15 protein-coding genes are annotated in these 17,764 nt (G+C 64.6%); 8 read left to right on the forward strand and 7 right to left on the reverse strand.

Annotated features, from left to right (window positions below; translation table 11 throughout):
• Positions 1-37: 37 nt before the first annotated feature.
• Positions 38-766, forward strand: a complete 729-nt coding sequence (locus HZZ16_RS18995) for a glutathione S-transferase family protein (RefSeq protein ID WP_197950488.1) — start codon at positions 38-40, stop codon at positions 764-766.
• Between the two features lie 268 nt (positions 767-1,034).
• Here the strand turns inward: HZZ16_RS18995 and HZZ16_RS19000 are convergent, their stop codons facing one another.
• The 6 genes from HZZ16_RS19000 to HZZ16_RS19025 all read right to left on the reverse strand — a co-directional run bounded on the left by HZZ16_RS19000 (position 1,035) and on the right by HZZ16_RS19025 (position 7,197).
• Positions 1,035-2,186, reverse strand: a complete 1,152-nt coding sequence (locus HZZ16_RS19000) for an ABC transporter substrate-binding protein (RefSeq protein WP_197950490.1) — start codon at positions 2,184-2,186, stop codon at positions 1,035-1,037.
• Between the two features lie 90 nt (positions 2,187-2,276).
• The gene (locus HZZ16_RS19005) at positions 2,277-2,696 is read right to left on the reverse strand and encodes an acyl-CoA thioesterase (protein ID WP_197950492.1); all 420 of its coding nucleotides are present in this window, start codon (positions 2,694-2,696) and stop codon (positions 2,277-2,279) included.
• 23 nt (positions 2,697-2,719) lie between these two features.
• Positions 2,720-3,481 (reverse strand): SDR family NAD(P)-dependent oxidoreductase, encoded by a 762-nt coding sequence (locus HZZ16_RS19010; protein WP_197950494.1) that lies wholly within the window; start codon positions 3,479-3,481, stop codon positions 2,720-2,722.
• A gap of 25 nt (positions 3,482-3,506) precedes the next feature.
• Positions 3,507-5,390, reverse strand: a complete 1,884-nt coding sequence (locus HZZ16_RS19015) for a feruloyl-CoA synthase (protein WP_197950496.1) — start codon at positions 5,388-5,390, stop codon at positions 3,507-3,509.
• Positions 5,391-5,415: 25 nt separating this feature from the next.
• Positions 5,416-6,225: a crotonase/enoyl-CoA hydratase family protein gene (locus tag HZZ16_RS19020; RefSeq protein ID WP_197950498.1), complete on the reverse strand. Its 810-nt coding sequence runs from the start codon at positions 6,223-6,225 to the stop codon at positions 5,416-5,418.
• 126 nt (positions 6,226-6,351) lie between these two features.
• Positions 6,352-7,197, reverse strand: coding sequence for an SDR family NAD(P)-dependent oxidoreductase (locus HZZ16_RS19025; protein WP_197950500.1), 846 nt, complete (start codon positions 7,195-7,197; stop codon positions 6,352-6,354).
• Positions 7,198-7,378: 181 nt separating this feature from the next.
• Here HZZ16_RS19025 and HZZ16_RS19030 point away from each other — a divergent pair, with 181 nt between their 5' ends.
• From HZZ16_RS19030 to HZZ16_RS19045, 4 genes are all read left to right on the forward strand, one after another.
• The gene (locus HZZ16_RS19030) at positions 7,379-8,875 is read left to right on the forward strand and encodes an aldehyde dehydrogenase family protein (RefSeq protein WP_197950502.1); all 1,497 of its coding nucleotides are present in this window, start codon (positions 7,379-7,381) and stop codon (positions 8,873-8,875) included.
• Between the two features lie 112 nt (positions 8,876-8,987).
• Entirely contained in the window at positions 8,988-10,115 is a 1,128-nt protein-coding gene (locus tag HZZ16_RS19035; protein WP_197950504.1) for an alkene reductase, read from the forward strand.
• Between the two features lie 177 nt (positions 10,116-10,292).
• Entirely contained in the window at positions 10,293-10,796 is a 504-nt protein-coding gene (locus HZZ16_RS19040) for a GFA family protein (RefSeq protein WP_197950506.1), read from the forward strand.
• 298 nt (positions 10,797-11,094) lie between these two features.
• Positions 11,095-12,756 (forward strand): thiamine pyrophosphate-binding protein, encoded by a 1,662-nt coding sequence (locus tag HZZ16_RS19045; protein WP_197950510.1) that lies wholly within the window; start codon positions 11,095-11,097, stop codon positions 12,754-12,756.
• 108 nt (positions 12,757-12,864) lie between these two features.
• Here HZZ16_RS19045 and HZZ16_RS19050 read toward each other — a convergent pair whose 3' ends face one another.
• On the reverse strand, positions 12,865-14,244 hold the full coding sequence (locus HZZ16_RS19050; protein WP_197950511.1) for an LLM class flavin-dependent oxidoreductase: 1,380 nt from the start codon (positions 14,242-14,244) through the stop codon (positions 12,865-12,867).
• 262 nt (positions 14,245-14,506) lie between these two features.
• Here HZZ16_RS19050 and HZZ16_RS19055 point away from each other — a divergent pair, with 262 nt between their 5' ends.
• From HZZ16_RS19055 to HZZ16_RS19065, 3 genes are all read left to right on the forward strand, one after another.
• On the forward strand, positions 14,507-15,904 hold the full coding sequence (locus HZZ16_RS19055) for a M20 family metallopeptidase (RefSeq protein ID WP_197950513.1): 1,398 nt from the start codon (positions 14,507-14,509) through the stop codon (positions 15,902-15,904).
• An 85-nt stretch (positions 15,905-15,989) separates the two neighbouring features.
• Positions 15,990-16,901, forward strand: a complete 912-nt coding sequence (locus tag HZZ16_RS19060; RefSeq protein ID WP_197950515.1) for an amino acid ABC transporter substrate-binding protein — start codon at positions 15,990-15,992, stop codon at positions 16,899-16,901.
• Between the two features lie 128 nt (positions 16,902-17,029).
• Positions 17,030-17,761, forward strand: a complete 732-nt coding sequence (locus tag HZZ16_RS19065; RefSeq protein WP_197950517.1) for an amino acid ABC transporter permease — start codon at positions 17,030-17,032, stop codon at positions 17,759-17,761.
• The last annotated feature ends 3 nt before the right edge of the window (positions 17,762-17,764 follow it).

Genomic DNA, 17,764 nt, shown 5'->3' on the forward strand with positions numbered 1-17,764 from the left:
TTCCTTCCACTCGTTCGACAGGTTCAGGAGAGCTTGCATGATCACGCTTTACGGCTTTGGCGCCGGCTTCGGCCTGCCGGAAATCAGCCCCTTCGTCACCAAGACCGAGGTGCAGCTCAAGATGGCGGGACTGCCTTACCGGAAAGAGCGGGCGATGCCGCCGGCTTCTCCCAAGGGGCAGCTGCCCTTCATCGACGATGGCGGCGAGGCAGTGGCCGATTCCACCTTCATCCGGGCCCATATCGAGCGCCGCTACGGCTTCGATTTCGATGCCGGCCTCTCCTTGCCTGAGCGTGCGCAGGCCTGGGCGTTCGAGCGCATGATCGAGCACCACGTCTATTGGGCGCTGGTCGGCGCGCGCTGGGTCGATCCGGTCAATTTCGCCAAGGGGCCCGCGCATTTCTTCGACGGCGCGCCGGAGCACAATCGCGAGAAGCTGCGCGAGGATGCGCAATTCCGCGTCGCCGAGAACTATCTGCTCTCCGGGCTCGGCCGCCATGCGCCGGATGACGACGTCGATCTTGCCGCGCGTTCGCTGTTCGCGCTGTCGGTGCAGCTCGGCGACAAGGCGTATCTGATGGGCAGCAGGCCCTGCGGCGTCGATGCCACTGCGTTCGGCATGCTCGCCGGCGTTCTCTCGCCGTTCTTCGAATCCGCCTTGCGCGAGCGCGCAGAGGGATTTCCGAACCTCACCGCCTATGTCGACCGCATGATGGACGACTATTATCCGGAGTTCGCCTGGACCCCGCTGCGGCAGGCGGCTTGAGGCGAATATTGCTTCCACGGGCTCGGTGCGTGCACCTCTCCCGCTTGCGGGAGAGGTCGGCGCGAAGCGCCGGGTGAGGGTTCTCTCGGCTAGGGGGCTTCCTCGGCAAACATCGAATAATCCCTGCGCGGAGACACCCTCTCCCCAACCCTCTCCCGCAAGCGGGACAGGGAGCGCACCGCCGCCGGGATCTCTGCCTATTTTCAAGCGCCAAACAAAAGAGCCGGCCCATTGGGCCGGCTCTCGTCGTCTTGAATCTTCGCGAAGCCTATTTCACCAGCGAGTACTTGCCGTCCTTCACCGTGAGCAGGATGCGCGAGCGCTCGTCGAGGCCGTAGCGGTCCTTTTCGGTGAAGTTGTAGACGCCCTGGCTCGCCGCGAGCTCCTTCTCCGTCAGCAAGGCCTGACGGATCGCTTCGCGGAATTCCGGCGTGCCGGGCTTGGCCGTCTTCAATGCCACAGGAATGATGCGCTTGAGGATCTCGAAGGCATCGTAGGAGTGGCCGGCGAACTGACTGCGGCTGTTCGGGCCGTACTTGGCTTCATACGCCGAGTTGAGCGCGAGACCCGGCTTCTTGGTGGCGGCTTCATCCGGCTGATCCTCGGGATCCATGACGGGACCGGAGGCCATCAGCACGCCTTCGGCCGCTTTGCCGGCGATCCGGATGAAGTCCATGCTGGCCGCGCCGTGGGTCTGGTAGATCAGCCCCTTGTAGCCGCGTTCGCGCAGCTCGGTCTGCGGCAGCGCGGCCGCGGTGCCGGAGGCGCCGACCAGGATGGCGTCGGGATTGGCGGCGACGAGCTTCAGCACCTGGCCGGTCACCGAAGTGTCGGGACGGGCGAAGCGCTCCTCGTCGACGATCGTCATCCCCATCGGCACGGCCTGCGCCTTCAGGTCGTTGAACCAGAGGTCGCCGTAGGAATCGGAATAGCCGATGTAACCGAGCGTCTTCACGCCCTTGGCCTTCATGTGGTCGTACAGCACTTTGCCGACGATCGGAATCGGCTGCGGCATCGCCACCGACCACTTCATGCGCTCGGGCGTGATCGGGAAGGGCGCCAGGCCGAAGTGCGGGATACCGGCTTCATTGGCGACGTTGGAGACCGCAATGGTCGGCGGCGTCAGCGCCGAGCCCATTATGATGTCGGCCTTGGATTCGGTGACGAAGCGGCGGGCGTTGGTGGTGGCGGTGGTGGGATCGCCGCCGTCGTCGAGCACGATCACCTTCAGCGGCACGCCGGCGATTTCCTTCGGCACGAATTCCAGCGCGTTGCGCTCGGGAATGCCGAGTGCCGCGCCCGGGCCGGTCGTGGTGGTGGTGATGCCGATGGTGACTTCGCTGGTCTGGGCCAGCGCGGGCAGCGCCGGCAGAGCCAACGCGGCCGCAGTGATGGCAGCGGTCAAATAAAAGCGTTTCATCTATTCCTCCCTTGACGTGTTTATTTGAAAGCAGAAATCGGTGGGTAATTCAGCCCCGTCTTTTGGTGATGCGGCGATTTAGCTCCGGACTTAACTCCCCGTGAACTTGGTGACCATTTCCGCCGGGAATGGTGCGGATTTCAGCTTGTCAGGATTATCAGGATCGTGGCCGACCAGGACGCGGGTCTCGAAACCCTCGATCGCGAGCGCCTCGCCCTTGTAGACGTTGTGCTTCACCTCGAAGCTCGAGCGCTTGATGCTCTCGATTCTGGTCTCGATGGTGATCCAGTCGCCATAGGTGGAGGGGATGTAGAACTTGGCCCGCGTGTCGACCATGGGGATGCCCACGAGGCCGTATTTGCGGACCAGGTCCTGCTTGGAGAAGCCGGCGACCTCGAACAGGGTCGAGGTCGAATCGTCGAACATCGCGAAATAGCGCGGGTAGTAGACGATGTTCGCGGGGTCGCAATCGCCCCACTGGATCTGGACCTCGCGCCGGTTCACGAACATCTGGCTGGCCTTGCTCTGCGAATTTACTTGGGCGCCATGCGCAGCGAGCCGTCGAGGCGCACCACCTCGCCGTTCAGGTAGGCATTCTCGACCATGTGCAGCGCGAGCGCGGCGAACTCGTCGGCCTGGCCGAGCCGGCGCGGGAAGGGGATGGCGGCGGCGAGCGAGTCCTGGGCCTCCTGCGGCAGGTTCGCCAGCAGCGGCGTCAGGAATAGGCCGGGGGCAATCGTCAGCACGCGGATGCCGAACTGGGCGAGTTCGCGCGCGATCGGCAGCGTCATGCCGACGATGCCGCCCTTGGAGGCCGAATAGGCGGACTGGCCGATCTGGCCGTCATAGGCGGCAACGGAGGCGGTGTTGATGATGACGCCGCGCTCGCCGGTCGCCTGCGGCTCCAGCTTGGACATTTCGGTGGCGGCGAGGCGCAGCATGTTGAAGGTGCCAATCAGGTTGACCTTGATCACCTTGTCGAAATCGGAAAGCGCCATCGGGCCGTCGCGGCCGACCACGCGCTTGGCAACGCCGATGCCGGCGCAATTGACCAGCACGCGCGCCGGGCCATGGGCCTTGGTCGCCTGCGCGATCGCGGCTTCAGCGGAGGCGGCATCGGAGACGTCACAGGTGACGGCCACGCCCTTGATCTCGGCGGCAACGGATTCCGCAAGCTTGGTGTTGAGGTCGCACACCGCGACCTTGGCGCCCTGCGCCGCCAGCTTTCTCGCGGTCGCCGCGCCCAGTCCCGACGCGCCGCCGGTGACGATGGCTGCCTGATCCTTCAACAACATGGCGTTCTCCTTTGGCGATAATTTTCTAGCCGACCGATATCACACGGTTCGACGGATTGGCAGCGTAGAGCTCCTCGATCAGCTCGCCGCGATGCTCCAGCACCGCGCGCTGGTTGATCGAGCCCTTGTCGGTGACTTCGCCCTTGTCGATGGAGAGTGGCGTGTCCATCAGGATCGCGCGTGTAATCCGTGTCGAGGAGCCAGTGGCCTGGCCGAGGAAACGGGTCAGGCGCTCGCGAAAAGCCTCGCGGACGAGCCGGTCGCGCGTCGCGACGACGAGATCGTCCGGCGGCAGTGTCGGGTTGATCAGCCGGCAGCCGTCGAGGTCGAGCACGACCAGCGCGGAGATCTCGTCGCGGTTGATACCGGCGATGACGACGTCGCGCACCAGGGGCGCGCAGGCTGCGACGAAGCGCGCACGCAGGGGGCCGACGCTGACCCAGGTGCCGCTCGCGAGCTTGAAGTCCTCGCTGACGCGGCCGTCAAAATCGAAGCCAGCGTTGAGATCATCGGGATCGGCGGGCTTGAGCGCGTCGCCCATCTTGTAAAATCCTTCCTCGTCGAAGGATTTTGCGGTGATGTCGGGTTGGCGCCAGTAGCCGGGCATCACGTTCGGCCCCTTGGCGCGCACTTCCAGCTTGCCGTTGTTCGGCACCAGCTTGGCGTCGTTGCCGGAGACGGGCAGGCCGACATGGCCGGAGCGGCTGGTGCGCGGATTGACCGACATGAAGAACGGCGCAGTCTCGGTCGCGCCGAGACCGGTGAGCATCGGCACGCGATAGCCCTTCTCCTTCGCCGCGAGCTCGTCGAGGCTGTTCCAGACGAACGGCGACAGCGCCGCGCCGGAGAAGAACATCGCATGCAGCCGGTCGAAGAACTTGGCGCGCAAGCCCTGGTCGTCGCGCAAATAGGGCAGCAGCGATTCGTAGCCCTTGGGCACGTTGAAATAGACCGTCGGCGAAATTTCCCGCAAGTTGCGCACGGTCTCCTCGATGCCGCCAGGCACCGGCTTGCCGGCGTCCAGATACATCGAGCCGCCGTTGTAGAGCGTCAGGCCGATATTGTGATTGCCGCCGAAGGTGTGATTCCACGGCAGCCAATCGATGATGACCGGCGGCTCGTCCTTCAGGAAGGCGAGCGTCTCGCGCAGCATCACCTGGTTGGCGCAGATCATGCGCTGGGTGTTGATGACCGCCTTGGGATTGCCGGTCGAGCCCGAGGTCAGCAGGAATTTTGCGATCGTGTCGGGCCCAATCCTGCCGTGGACGTCGTCGAGATCGCCACGGATCGGCGTCGCCATGAGGTCGGCGAGCAGGGTGACGTCGCGGCCCGGCACGTGCCCATAGGACGCGGCGATCTCGGTGCCGAGCGAGACGTTGGCGGCGAGCGCATCGGCGAATTTGTCGGCGTCGTCGGCGAAGACGAGGCCCGGCGTCAGCAGCTTCATCAGATAGGACAGCTTGCCGTAATCCTTCGACACCAGCGAATAGGCCGGCGACACCGGGCAGAACGGAACGCCGGCATAGAAGGCGCCGAATGCCAGGAGCGCGTGGTCGATCGAATTGCCGGAGAGGATGACGACCGGCCGCTCCGCCGATAGGCCGCGCTGGATCAACGCGGATGCGATATGACGGCTCGCGGTGAGCAGCTCGGCATAGGTGATCTTGCGCCAGCCGCGACCGCCTTCGCGCTCGGCCATGAAGACGCGGTCCGGCGTCGTCGTTGCCCAATGATGCAGGCGGTCGGTGATGCGGACGGGATAGTCGCCGAGCGGCTGCTTTGGCCGCAGGTAAATCGTGCCGTCGTCGCGCCGCTCGATGTTGACGACGGGATCGCCGAACGAGATGGGCCGCAGCGGGACATTGCTCGCGCCGCGCTCCATGCCGGACGAGGACGGCTGCGCGCTCATGACTTTACGCTCGTGGCTTTAGCGCTCATGGCTTGGGCTTCACCTTCGCGGTCTTGTGCTCGAGGAATTCGCGGATCCGCCGCTTGGCCTCCTTGTCGCTCTGCGCGACGGTGGCCATCAGCGACTCCATCAACAGGCCGGTCTGCGGGTTGGCTTCTGCGATCATCGGCAGCGCCTGGAGCACTGCGAAATTCGTCAGCGGGGCGTTGGACGCCACTTTGGTCGCAAGCTCCAGCGCCTTGCCGAGCCCGTTGCCGGCCTCCGTCAGATATTGCGCGAAGCCGTAGGACGCGCCTTCGGTCGCGCTGTAGACGCGTCCCGTCAGCATCATGTCCATCATCCGGGCAACGCCGATCAGCCGTGGCAGCCGCACCGAGCCGCCGCCGCCGACGAAAATGCCGCGCTGCCCCTCCGGCAGCGCGAAATAAGTCGAAGGCTCGGCGACGCGGATATGGGCCGCGCAGGCCAGCTCCAGCCCGCCGCCGATCACGGCGCCCCGGAGCGCTGCGATCACGGGCACGCGGCTGTATTGGATGCGGTCGAACACCCGGTGCCACATCTGGGAGTGCAGCAGCCCGCCGGTGGCGTCGTGCTCGGTCAACTCGGAGAGGTCGAGACCACTGGAGAAATGGTCGCCGATGCCATGGATGACGACCGCGCCGATGTCGTCGGGCAGGTTCGCAAAACACTCGCCGATTTCCAGGATGATGCCGTCATTGAGCGCATTGCGCTTGGCCGGCCGGTTCAGACCCACGGTCAGAACCCGGTCCGCCCGCTCGATCCTCAACAGCCCGGAGGCGCTCGCGTTCGCGGTCTCGGCGTTTCCTTGTGTCATTTGCGTCCTTGTCAGAATAGTTATGTTGTATAACGAATTTTGGGGGAGTCAAGCTGGGCATAGCCAGGTGAGCGGGACCCCACCCCCCTCCGCGAGACCCGGGGCGAGCGACTGAGCGGTGCAGGCCTAGTCTTGCGTCACAAACTTCGCGAACGCATCGGCATAATCCGGATGCCAGCGCGACAATGGCGGGCGGTTCTCCACGATATCGCCGGCCGCCCAGAGCATGCGCTTCTCGTCGAGCACGCGCGGCACGTCATTGTCCGGGCAGAGAATGTAGAAATCGCCGGCCTGCAGCCGCGCCAGCATGAAATCGACCGTCTGCTCCGGCGTCCAGGCGCCGGCCGGCTTCTCGGTGCGTCCCTTTGCGGTCAGGCCGGTGAAGACGAAGCCCGGGATCAGCAGGTGCGCCGTGACGCGACAGTCCTTGGTGTTGCGCAACTCGTGCTGGAGCGCCTCGGTGAACGCTTTCACGCCGGCCTTCGAGACATTGTAGGCGGGATCGCCCGGCGGCGTGGTGATGCCCTGCTTGGAACCGGTGTTGATGATGAGGCCGCGCCTGCCACGCGCGATCATGTCAGGTGCGAAGACACGCGAGCCGTTGATGATGCCCCACATGTTGACGGCGATGATGCGCTGCCAATTGTCCGGCGCGTCGAACAAGGTGCTGCCCGGCTGGATGCCGGCATTGTTCATGAGGACGTCGGTGCCGCCGAACCGCTCGCGGACTGCGCGCTCGAGTTCCGTCACGCTTTCGATCTTGCTGACATCGACGGCCGAGGTCATCACGTTCGCGGCAGATGTGACCGATGACAGTTTTGTTGCGGCGTCTGTCAAGCGTGCCTCATCGATATCCGCGATACACACCTTCATTCCAGCACGCGCAAAGGCGGCGGCCGCGGCAAATCCGATGCCGGCAGCGCCACCCGTGATCACGGCAACATTGTCTTTGACGATGGCGGGGTGTGACATGGATCTTCTCCGTGGAAAGCCTTCGGCCGAGCTATAGCATGGCAGCAGTGCGACCCTGCACAAGTCGGCATGGGAGGTCTTCGTTCCGCGCTGCCTTTACGCTGATCAGGCACGGTTGTATCCTCGGCCGAACGATCCCGCCCAGATCGAACCAATCAATCACCTGACAGGGAGTGCAGCCATGGCTGTGTCGCAGGCTATTCCGATCACGCGCCATCCGTTTGCAAACGGGTCCTACAAGCAGATGCTGATCGACGGCAAGTGGGTCGATGCAGCCTCGGGCAAGCGCTTCGAGACCCGCAATCCCGCTACCGGCGAGCTGCTCGCAACCGTCGCCGAGGGCGACAAGGAAGACATCGATCGTGCGGTTGCGGCCGCGCGCCGCGCCTTCGAAGGTCCGTGGAGCAAGGTCAAGCCGTTCGAGCGGCAGAACCTGCTCTTGAAGCTCGCCGATCTCGTCGAGAAGAACTTTGACGAATTGTCGCAGCTCGACACGCTCGACATGGGCGCGCCGCTGAGCCGCACCCGTGCCTATCGTCTCCGCGCCATCGGCATGCTGCGCTATTATGCCGGCCAGACCACCGCGATCCACGGCGAGACCATCGAGAACTCGTTGCCCGGCGAGATCTTCTCCTACACGCTGAAGGAGCCGGTCGGCGTCGTCGGCGCCATCATTCCCTGGAACGGTCCGCTGACCGCGACGATCTGGAAGATCGGCCCCGCGATCGCGACCGGCTGCACCGTGGTGCTCAAGCCGGCCGAAGAAGCGCCGTTGACCTCGCTGCGCATCGCTGAGCTTGCGATGGAAGCGGGCGTGCCGCCCGGCGTCATCAACGTCGTTCCCGGCTATGGCGAGACCGCGGGCGCGGCGCTCGCCTCGCATCACGACGTCGACAAGGTCGCCTTCACCGGCTCGCACGTCACGGGCCAGTCGATCATCCGTGCCTCGGCCGGCAACCTCAAGCGCGTCTCGCTCGAGCTCGGCGGCAAGTCGCCGGACATCGTATTCGCCGATGCCGATCTCGACGCCGCCGTGCCGGGTGCCGCGATGGCGGTGTTCGCCAATTCGGGGCAGATCTGCAGCGCCGGCACGCGCCTGTTCGTCGAGCAGTCGATCTACGACGAGTTCGTCGGCCGCGTCGCCGAGTTCGGCAAGAAGCTGCAGGTCGGCAACGGCCTCGATCCCAACGTGCAGATCGGCCCACTGGTGTCCGAGCAGCAGCTCGAACGTGTCACCGGCTATCTCGACATCGGCCAGAAGGAAGGCGCCAGGGCGCTCGCCGGCGGCGGACGCGTGACCGAAGGCGCATTGTCGAAGGGCTTCTTCGTCTCGCCAACGGTGTTCGCGGGCGTCGAGGACAACATGCGCATCGCGCAGGAGGAGATTTTTGGCCCCGTCATCTCCGCGATCGCGTTCAAGGACATGGACGAACTCGTCAAGCGCGCCAACAACACCACGTTCGGCCTCGGCTCCGGCTTGTGGACGCGCGATGTCAGCAAGGCCCATGCGGTGGCGAAACGCTTGCGTGCCGGCTCGGTGTGGGTCAACTGCTACCAGGCGATGGATCCGGCGGTGCCGTTCGGCGGCTACAAGATGAGCGGCTACGGCCGCGAATCCGGCAAGCAGCACGTCGAGGAATATCTCAACGTGAAGGCCGTCTGGATCAAGACGGCCTAGTGTCCCTCCTGCGTTTCGCGAGGAGGAATTTTCTTCGAGGGGGCGGCACCTTTTCCGGGTGTCGCCCCCCGCTATATGATCGTCATCTTACCAAGCTCCAATTGAGGCCAGCATGAAATTCGAGGCGTTGTTTCGACCGTTGCAGGTCGGTCCCTACCAGCTTGCGCATCGCGTTGCGATGGCGCCGTTGACGCGCATGCGTGCCGAGCGCGACACTTTCGCGCCGCGGCCGCTCAACGCCGAATATTACGGCCAGCGCGCGACGAAGGGCGGCCTGATCATCGCCGAAGCCTCGCCGGTGCTCTCGCACGGCCGCGGCAATCCGGCGACACCCGGCATCTATTCGGAGGCGCAAGTAGCGGGCTGGCGCAAGGTGGTCGACGCGGTGCACGCCAAGGGTGGCATCATCTTCCTCCAGCTCTGGCATGTCGGCCGCGTCTCGCATTCCTCCTTCCACGGCGGTGCGCTGCCGGTTTCGGCCTCGGCAATTCCGATCAAGGCCGAAGGCATGAAGGCGATGACGGCCGACGGCAAGATCGCCGATTACGAGACGCCACGCGCGCTGGAGACCGATGAGGTCAAGGGCATCGTCGAGGCGTTCCGGCAGGGTGCCAAGAATGCGCTCGCCGCCGGTTTCGACGGTGTCGAGATCCACGGCGCCAACGGTTACCTACTCGAGCAGTTCCTGCAATCGCGCAGCAACCAGCGCACCGATCAATATGGCGGCGGAATCGAGAACCGCGCGCGCCTTTTGCTCGAGGTCACACACGCCGCGATCGACGTCTGGGGCGCGAACCGCGTCGCGGTGCGGCTGTCACCCTACGGCATCGCCAATGATTCCGGCGAGCCCGATCCGATGCCGCTCTATTCCCATGTGGTGAAGGCGCTCGACCAGCTCTGTCTGGCCTATCTGCATCTCATCGAGCCGCGCTCGAGCGGCGCGGGCCGTGCTGATGTCCATTGGGAAAACGTGCCATCGGCGATGGTGCTGTTCCGCCCGCTTTACAGCGGCGTCTTGATGACGGCGGGCGGCTTCACCGGCGAGACCGCGAACGCGGCGATCGCGGAAGGCCACGCCGACATCATCGCCTTCGGCCGCATCTTCATCTCCAATCCGGATCTGCCGCGGCGCCTGCAGCACGGCTACCCGATCACGCCGTACAACCGCGCGACCTTCTACGGCGGCGAGGAGAAGGGGTACACGGATTATCCGGTGTATGACGAGCTGACGCCGGCGTAGCTTGCTCCGTCATTCCGAGGCGATGCGGAGCATCGCCCCGGAATGACGACATTGATTTGTTGCGCGACCGCCACCACAGTTTCCGTCATTGCGAGCGCAGCGAAGCAATCCAGACTACCTCCGCGGAAAGATTCTGGATTGCTTCGCTGGGCTCGCAATGACAACGGAGAGACGTCTATGGCCAAAGCCGCAGCCGCCGCAGGGATCGCTACTGGCCAATGCCTCTGCGGCAAGGTCGCCTTCGAGATCGACGTGCCTGCGCGCTGGGCTTGGCACGATCATTCCGCCGCCAGCCGCCGCGCTCATGGTGCGGCCTATGCCACCTATGTCGGAAGCTGGAAGAAGCGCTTCCGCATCACCTCCGGCAAGACCGCGCTGACCCGCTACGAGGACAGGGCGACGAAGACCGTGCGCAGCTTCTGCTCGCATTGCGGCACGCCGATCATGTACGAACGCCCGCGCGGCCCGCACATGGTCAACATCCCGCGGGCGCTGTTCAACGAGCGCACCGGCCGCCAGCCGCTCTATCACATCGCCATCGAAGAGCTGCAGGAATGGGCCTATACCGGTGAGCCCTTGGTGCCGCTGAAGGGCTTTCCCGGGGTCGTCTGGCAGCGCTCGAAAAAGAAGAAGCGCGCTGGCGCCGAGGACCCGTTCGAACTCGGGCGGGAGGAGATGTAGCTCTGTTCGCTCCGCTCTCGTGTCCCGGACGCGCTGCAGCGTGAAACGCTGCGCAGAGCCGGGACCCATGTATCAGCGAGCTCGGCGCGAATCTGGGTCCCGGCTCTGCGTCGCACCGCCGTAAGCGCGTTCACGCGCGTCTTCGGCGCGCTATGGCGCTGCGCCGCGTCCGGGACGCGAGAGCGCAGTTTGCCTCGCCCGCGCAACGCAGCCATGACCGCGCTTCCTTGCGCGTCTGCCAACATCTCGGCCATCATGCCTTCAGTCCTTGCGGCAATTGTCCGCTCCTGGAGGAAACATGAAGAACAAGATCACAGGCCGCTCCGCTTTTCTCGCGCTGCTCAAGGACGAGGGCATCACGCATCTGTTCGGCAATCCCGGCACCACCGAGCTGCCGATCATGCATGCGCTGAAGGACCATCCCGATCTCACCTATGTCATGGCGATGCAGGAGAGCCTGGTGGTCGCGATCGCCGACGGCTACAGCCGCGCCTCCGGCAAGCTGGTCGCCTGCAACGTGCATGTCGCGCCCGGCCTCGGCAATGCCATGGGCTCGCTCTATAACGCCCAGTTCACGGGCACGCCGATGATCCTGACCGCGGGCCAGCAGGAGCAGGGCCACGGCCTGATGGAGCCGGTGCTCTATGGTCCGCTGGTGCGCATGGCCGAGCCGCTGGTGAAATGGGCCGTCGAGGTGACGCGGCTGGAGGACCTGCCGCGCATCGTGCGCCGCGCCGCCAAGGTGGCGATGACGCCGCCGACCGGGCCGGTGTTCATCTCGCTGCCGGGCGACATCCTCAACAGCGAAGCCGGCATCGATCTCGGCCGCTCCACCCGCATCGATGCGCGCACGAAACCATCGGACGAGGCGCTGAAGGCCTTTGCCGCACGCCTGCTCAAGGCCGAGCGTCCCGTGATCGTCACCATGGACGAGGTGGTCAAGAGCGATGCGCTGAAGGAGGCCGCCGGACTGGCCGAGCTGCTCGGCGCTGCGGCCTATCAGTCCTCGACGCCGTATGGCTCGCACTTTCTGTCCGAGAGCCCGAGCTTCGTCGGCACGCTCGCGCGCGTGCAGAAGGCCGCCCGCGATACGCTCGCGCCTTACGATCTGCTGATCGCGCTCGGCGGCGATCCCTTGCGGATGTCGGTCTATAGCGAGGTCGACGCGCTGCCCGAGCACCTCGGCATCGTGCAGATCGGCCTCGTCGATTGGGAGATCGCCAAGAACTACGGGGCCGAAATCGCGCTGAAGGCGGATTTGAAGGAAACGCTGCGCGCGCTGATCCCGGTGCTGAAGGAGATGGGCGGCGCGACACTCGCGAGTCGCGCAAAGCAGCGTCTCGCCGAGCTCGCGCCGAAGAACTGGACTGCACGCCGTGCCGCTTTGGTCGAACAGATCGGCAACAGCGCGGGCCGCACACCGATCGATCCGGACTTTCTCGTGCTGCAAATGATCGAAGCCATGCCTGACAACGCCATTCTCGTGGACGAAGGCCTCACCTCCAGCCGGCAGGTCACGGCCCTGCATCCGCATCGCGATCGCTACGGCTACCACGGGCTCGCCTCCGGCGGCATCGGCTGGGGCCTGCCGGCCTCGGTCGGGGCGAGCATTGCCAATCCGGATCGCCCCGTGGTGTGCTTCTCCGGCGATGGCAGCGCGATGTATTCGATCCAGTCGCTGTGGACGGCGGCGCATCACAAGCTGCCGCTCAACGTCGTCATCGCCAACAACGGCGGCTATCGCATCATCAAGCAGCGGCTGCTCGCCTTCCACGGCGATGACAATTACGTCGGCATGGATTTCGCCGATCCGCCCGTGGATTTCACCGGCGTCGCCAAGGCGCTCGGCTGTGAGGCGATCAAGGTCAGCGATCCCCGCGAACTGAAGGCGACGCTGGCGTCGGCGTTCAACCGGCCGGGGACGAAGTTGATCGAGGTGATGGTGGATGGGAAGGTTTGAGGCAGGACGCCTCAACCGTCATTGCGAGGAGCGCAGCGACGAAGCAATCCAGGCTGTGTCTGCGGAGGGATTCCTTCGCTTCGCTCGCAATGACGAGGAGGCGGCAACCTACCCCTTTCTTCCCACCCGATACCCCGCTGCCGGATGGGGCGCGTCGAGCCTCGCACGCCCGCCGCCGAACAGCTTCTCCCGCAGTGTCCCCTTCGCATACTCTTTCTTGTACCTTCCCCGTCGTGTCAGCTCCGGCACCAGCATGTCGGCGATGTCCTCGAAATCGCCGGGCGAGATCGCGAACGCGACGTTGAGGCCATCGACATCCGTCGCCTCGAACCATTCTTCGATCTTGTCAGCGACCATCTCGGGCGTGCCGACCACGACCGGGCCGGCGCCGCCGATGCCGACATGCTCGATGACGTCACGCACGGTCCAGACACGGTCAGGATCGGCGCGGGTGACGTTGTCCATCGCGCTGCGGCCGGCATCGTTCTGGACGTGGCGCACCTGCTGGTCGAGGTCGTAGCCGGAGAAGTCGACGCCGGTCCATCCCGACATCAGCGCCAGCGCGCCTTCGGGGCTGATGTGGCGGCGATAGTCGGCGTATTTTTCCTTTGCCTCGGCTTCCGTCCGTCCGAGGATGATCGTCATCATCGAGAACATCAGGATCTCGGCCGGCTTGCGGCCGAGCGCGGCGGCTTCCTGCCGGATCGCAGACACGCGCGGCGCGATCACCTTGGCCGACGGCCCCGACATGAACACACACTCGGCATGCTTGGCCGCGAATTGCCGGCCGCGCGGCGAGGTGCCGGCCTGGTACAGCACCGGCGTGCGCTGCGGCGATGGCTCGCTGAGATGAATCGTGTTGTTGATGCGAAAGTTCGGGCCGTCATGATTGACGCGATGAACTCTTGCCGGGTCGGTGAAGATGCCGCGCTTGCGGTCGCGCAGCACGGCATCGTCCTCCCAGCTGCCTTCCCAGAGCTTGTAGACGACCTCCATATATTCGTCGGCGATGTCGTAGCGGTCGTCGTGCCCGGTCTGCTTGTCCTTGCCGGCGCCGCGCGCGGCGCTGTCGAGATAGCCGGTGACGACGTTCCAGCCGATCCGCCCCTCGGTGAGATGATCGAGCGTCGACATCCGCCGTGCGAACGGGTAGGGCGGCTCGAACGACAGATTGCTGGTGACGCCGAAGCCAAGATTTTGCGTCACCGCCGCCATCGCCGACAGCAGCAGCAGCGGCTCGTTCGACGGCGTCTGCGCTGCATTGCGCAAGGCTGCGTCAGGGCTATTGCCATAGACGTCATAGACGCCGAGCACGTCAGCCAGGAACAGCCCGTCGAAGCGGCCGCGCTCCAGCGTCTTGGCCAAGTCGATCCAGTAGGGCAGGCGGTTATATTCGGCGGTGCGGTCGCGCGGATGGGTCCACAGGCCTGGTGACTGGTGTGCGACGCAATTCATCGCAAAGGCGTTGAGCCTGATCTCTTTGGCCATGCTGATCCCTCGGCACCCTGTACTGAGCGCTCTTCGAATGATAGATGTGCGCCCCAACTTGGCGAACTTCTTGCATATCGCTTGCGCTTGGCAAGGCCAAAGTCAGCGTCGCAGCTGCGCTTGGCAGGCCGATCTCAACGAAGCAAGAGCGAAATCCCAAGAGAACTGCAAGGGAAGTACAAGAACTATCCAAGTCCTCGCCACTTTCGAAGGCCAACCCGCCTCGGGTAAGGTCCTTTGTCCACGATCTCGAAAAGCAAGTATGACCAGAGCCGACGCCATTGCCCGCGCCCGTGAGGATTTCAACTCCGGCGCGTTCCTCGCTGAACTCGACCGCCGCGTCGCCTACAAGACCGAGAGCCAGAATCCGCAGCGCGGCCCCGAGCTGCGTGCCTATCTGGAACAGGAGATGCAGCCGGCTTTCGCCGCGCTCGATTTTTCCAGCCGCATCGTCGAATCCCCGAGCGGCAAGGCGCCGTTCCTGTTCGCCGAGCATCACGAGAGCGCGTCCGCGCCGACCGTGCTGGTCTATGGCCATGGCGACGTCGTCGACGGCATGGAAGGCGAATGGCGTGACGGCCGCGATCCCTGGCGCACCACCGTAGCAGGGGCGCGCCTCTACGGCCGCGGCACCGCCGACAACAAGGGCCAGCACAGCATCAACATGGCGGCACTCCGTGCGGTGCGCGAGGCGCGCGGCGGCAAGCTCGGCTTCAATGCCAAGTTCATCATCGAGATGGGCGAGGAGATCGGCTCGCCCGATCTCGGCAAGGTCTGCGACCTCCATCGCGACGCGCTGAAGGCGGACCTGTTCATGGCTTCCGACGGCCCGCGCCTCTCGGCCGAGCGGCCGACGCTGTTTCTCGGCTGCCGGGGCGGCATCCGCATCCATCTCGACGTGAACTTGCGCGACGGCGGTCACCATTCCGGCAATTGGGGCGGCGTGCTTGCCAACCCCGCGACCATCCTGGTCAACGCGATCTCGACCCTGGTCGACGGCCGCGGCCGTCTCCAGCTGGACGCCTTGAAGCCGCCGCGGCTGACCAACCAGATCCGCTCCTATCTCGCCGACGTCGAGGTGGTGCCGACTGCGGACGAGCCGGCGCTGGCCGAAAACTGGGGCGAGGAGGGTCTTTCGGCCGCTGAACGGCTCTACGCCTGGAACACGCTGGAAGTGCTGGCGATGTCCTCGGGCAATATCGAGAAGCCGGCCAATGCGATCCCGGGCCAGGCCAATGCGGTGCTGCAACTGCGGTTCGTGGTCGGGACGAAGGTTGATGGGCTGATCGAGGCGATCCGCACGCATCTGGTCGGGCACGGTTTTCCGATGGTCAAGGTGCGCGCCGCGCAGAGTTTTGCTGCATCGCGCACCGATTTCGACAGCCCATGGATCAAATGGGCGGCGGATTCGGTACAAGAGACCACCGGCAAGGCGCCGGCCGTGCTGCCGAATTTCGGCGGTTCGCTGCCCAACGACGTGTTTTCCGAGATCCTGGGCCTGCCGACGATCTGGGTGCCGCATTCCTATCCCGGCTGCTCCCAGCATGCGCCCAATGAGCACATCCTGCTGCCATTGACCGAAGAAGCCTTGACGGTGATGGCCGGGCTGTTCTGGGATCTCGGCGAGTTGCCAAAACCACTGACAGGCCCGTTAACCTGAGCCCTTGATCCAGCCGAAAGTTACATTCTAATCCGGCTCGATTTGTGCTTGCATCCGGGCCGCATCATCCGAAAGGGGAAGAAAAGTGAAACATTTCCGTCACATCGGGCTCGCGCTCGCCGCGACCTTCGTCGTCAGCCAGGCCGGGGCCCAGGAGCTGACCGGCACGCTGAAGAACATCAAGGACACCGGCGCGATCACGCTCGGCTTCCGCGACTCCTCGATCCCGTTCTCCTACCTCGACGACAACCAGAAGCCCGTCGGGTTCGCGATGGACATTTGCTACAAGATCGTCGACGCCGTGAAGAAGGAGCTCAAGCTCGACAAGCTCGAGGTCAAGCTCAACCCGGTGACCTCGGCGACCCGTATCCCGCTGATGGCCAACGGCACCATCGACCTCGAATGCGGCTCGACCACCAACAATGCCGAGCGCCAGAAGCAGGTCGCCTTCACCAACACGCACTTCCTGACCGCGAGCCGCTACGTCTTCAAGAAATCGAGCGGCCTGAAGTCGATCGAGGACCTCAAGGGCAAGACCGTGGTCTCGACCGCCGGCACCACCAACATCAAGCAGCTCACCGAAGCCAACGTCGCCAAGGGCCTCGGCGCCAACATCATTCCGGCCAAGGATCACGCCGAAGCCTTCCTGATGGTCGAGACCGACCGCGCGGTCGCCTTCGTCATGGACGACATCCTGCTGGCGAGCCTCGTCGCCGGCTCGAAGTCGCCGGACGACTATGCCATTTCCAAGGACGCGTTCTCCAAGCCCGAGCCCTACGGCATCATGCTGCGTAAGGACGACCCTGCCTTCAAGAAGGTGGTCGATGCTGCGACCGCCGCGCTCTACTCCTCGGGCGAGGCCGAGAAGATCTACAACAAATGGTTCACCCAGAAGATCCCGCCGAAGGGCCTGAACCTCAACACGCCGATCTCGGCCGAGCTGAAGAACGAGTTCGCCAAGCCGACGGACTCGCCGAACCCGGACGACTACAAGTAAGATGAGCTATTCGCCTCTCCCCGCTTGAGGGGAGAGGCGGTACATTTCGGACATTCTGGAGGGAGAATGGCCGGACATTTGCATAGGCGCCGGGACATCCATGACTGGCGCGTTCGCGCGGGGGACACGTGAACTACAACTGGAACTGGGGAATCTTTTTCCAGCCGAACCCGATGGGGACCGGCACCTATCTCGACATGCTGCTGTCGGGGCTGGTGCTGACCCTCAAGACCGCGGCGCTGGCCTGGGTGATCGCGCTGATCACAGGCTCGATCGTCGGCGTCATGCGCACGCTGCCGTCGAAGGGCGCCAATTGGTTCGGCTTCGCTTACGTCGAATTCTTCCGCAACATGCCGCTTCTGGTGCAGCTCTTCCTGTGGTTCTTCGTGCTGCCGGAGATCCTGCCCAAGGCCGCGGGCCTGTGGCTGAAGCAATTGCCGAACGCGCCGTTCTGGACGGCTGCGATCGGCGTCGGCTTCTTCATGTCGGCGCGCGTTGCCGTGCAACTGCAGGCCGGCATCAGTTCGCTGCCGCGCGGGCAGAGGATGGCCGCAACCGCGCTGGGTCTGACCACGGTGCAGGGCTATCGCTACGTGCTGCTGCCGATGGCATTCCGCATCATCCTGCCGCCGCTGACCTCCGAGTTTCTCAACACCATCAAGAACACCGCGGTCGCCATCACCATCGGGCTGCTCGAGCTGACCGGACAGGCGCGTTCGATGCAGGAATTCTCGTTCCAGGTGTTCGAGGCCTTCACCGCCGCGACCATCCTCTATCTCCTCGTCAACGCCGTCGTCGTGACCGCGATGCGCTTCCTTGAGCGCTGGGTCGCGATCCCCGGCTACATCACGGGGAAATAAGCG

It is taken from the genome of Bradyrhizobium glycinis, from assembly GCF_016031655.1.
Classification (GTDB): domain Bacteria; phylum Pseudomonadota; class Alphaproteobacteria; order Rhizobiales; family Xanthobacteraceae; genus Bradyrhizobium; species Bradyrhizobium glycinis.

Bases quoted from the DNA above. Each gene is read 5' to 3' on its own strand.
- HZZ16_RS18995 (WP_197950488.1), top strand. From the start codon at position 38: ATGATCACGCTTTACGGCTTTGGCGCCGGCTTCGGCCTGCCGGAAATC.
- HZZ16_RS19000 (WP_197950490.1), bottom strand. From the start codon at position 2,186: ATGAAACGCTTTTATTTGACCGCTGCCATCACTGCGGCCGCGTTGGCT.
- HZZ16_RS19005 (WP_197950492.1), bottom strand. From the start codon at position 2,696: ATGTTCGTGAACCGGCGCGAGGTCCAGATCCAGTGGGGCGATTGCGAC.
- HZZ16_RS19010 (WP_197950494.1), bottom strand. From the start codon at position 3,481: ATGTTGTTGAAGGATCAGGCAGCCATCGTCACCGGCGGCGCGTCGGGA.
- HZZ16_RS19015 (WP_197950496.1), bottom strand. From the start codon at position 5,390: ATGAGCGCGCAGCCGTCCTCGTCCGGCATGGAGCGCGGCGCGAGCAAT.
- HZZ16_RS19020 (WP_197950498.1), bottom strand. From the start codon at position 6,225: ATGACACAAGGAAACGCCGAGACCGCGAACGCGAGCGCCTCCGGGCTG.
- HZZ16_RS19025 (WP_197950500.1), bottom strand. From the start codon at position 7,197: ATGTCACACCCCGCCATCGTCAAAGACAATGTTGCCGTGATCACGGGT.
- HZZ16_RS19030 (WP_197950502.1), top strand. From the start codon at position 7,379: ATGGCTGTGTCGCAGGCTATTCCGATCACGCGCCATCCGTTTGCAAAC.
- HZZ16_RS19035 (WP_197950504.1), top strand. From the start codon at position 8,988: ATGAAATTCGAGGCGTTGTTTCGACCGTTGCAGGTCGGTCCCTACCAG.
- HZZ16_RS19040 (WP_197950506.1), top strand. From the start codon at position 10,293: ATGGCCAAAGCCGCAGCCGCCGCAGGGATCGCTACTGGCCAATGCCTC.
- HZZ16_RS19045 (WP_197950510.1), top strand. From the start codon at position 11,095: ATGAAGAACAAGATCACAGGCCGCTCCGCTTTTCTCGCGCTGCTCAAG.
- HZZ16_RS19050 (WP_197950511.1), bottom strand. From the start codon at position 14,244: ATGGCCAAAGAGATCAGGCTCAACGCCTTTGCGATGAATTGCGTCGCA.
- HZZ16_RS19055 (WP_197950513.1), top strand. From the start codon at position 14,507: ATGACCAGAGCCGACGCCATTGCCCGCGCCCGTGAGGATTTCAACTCC.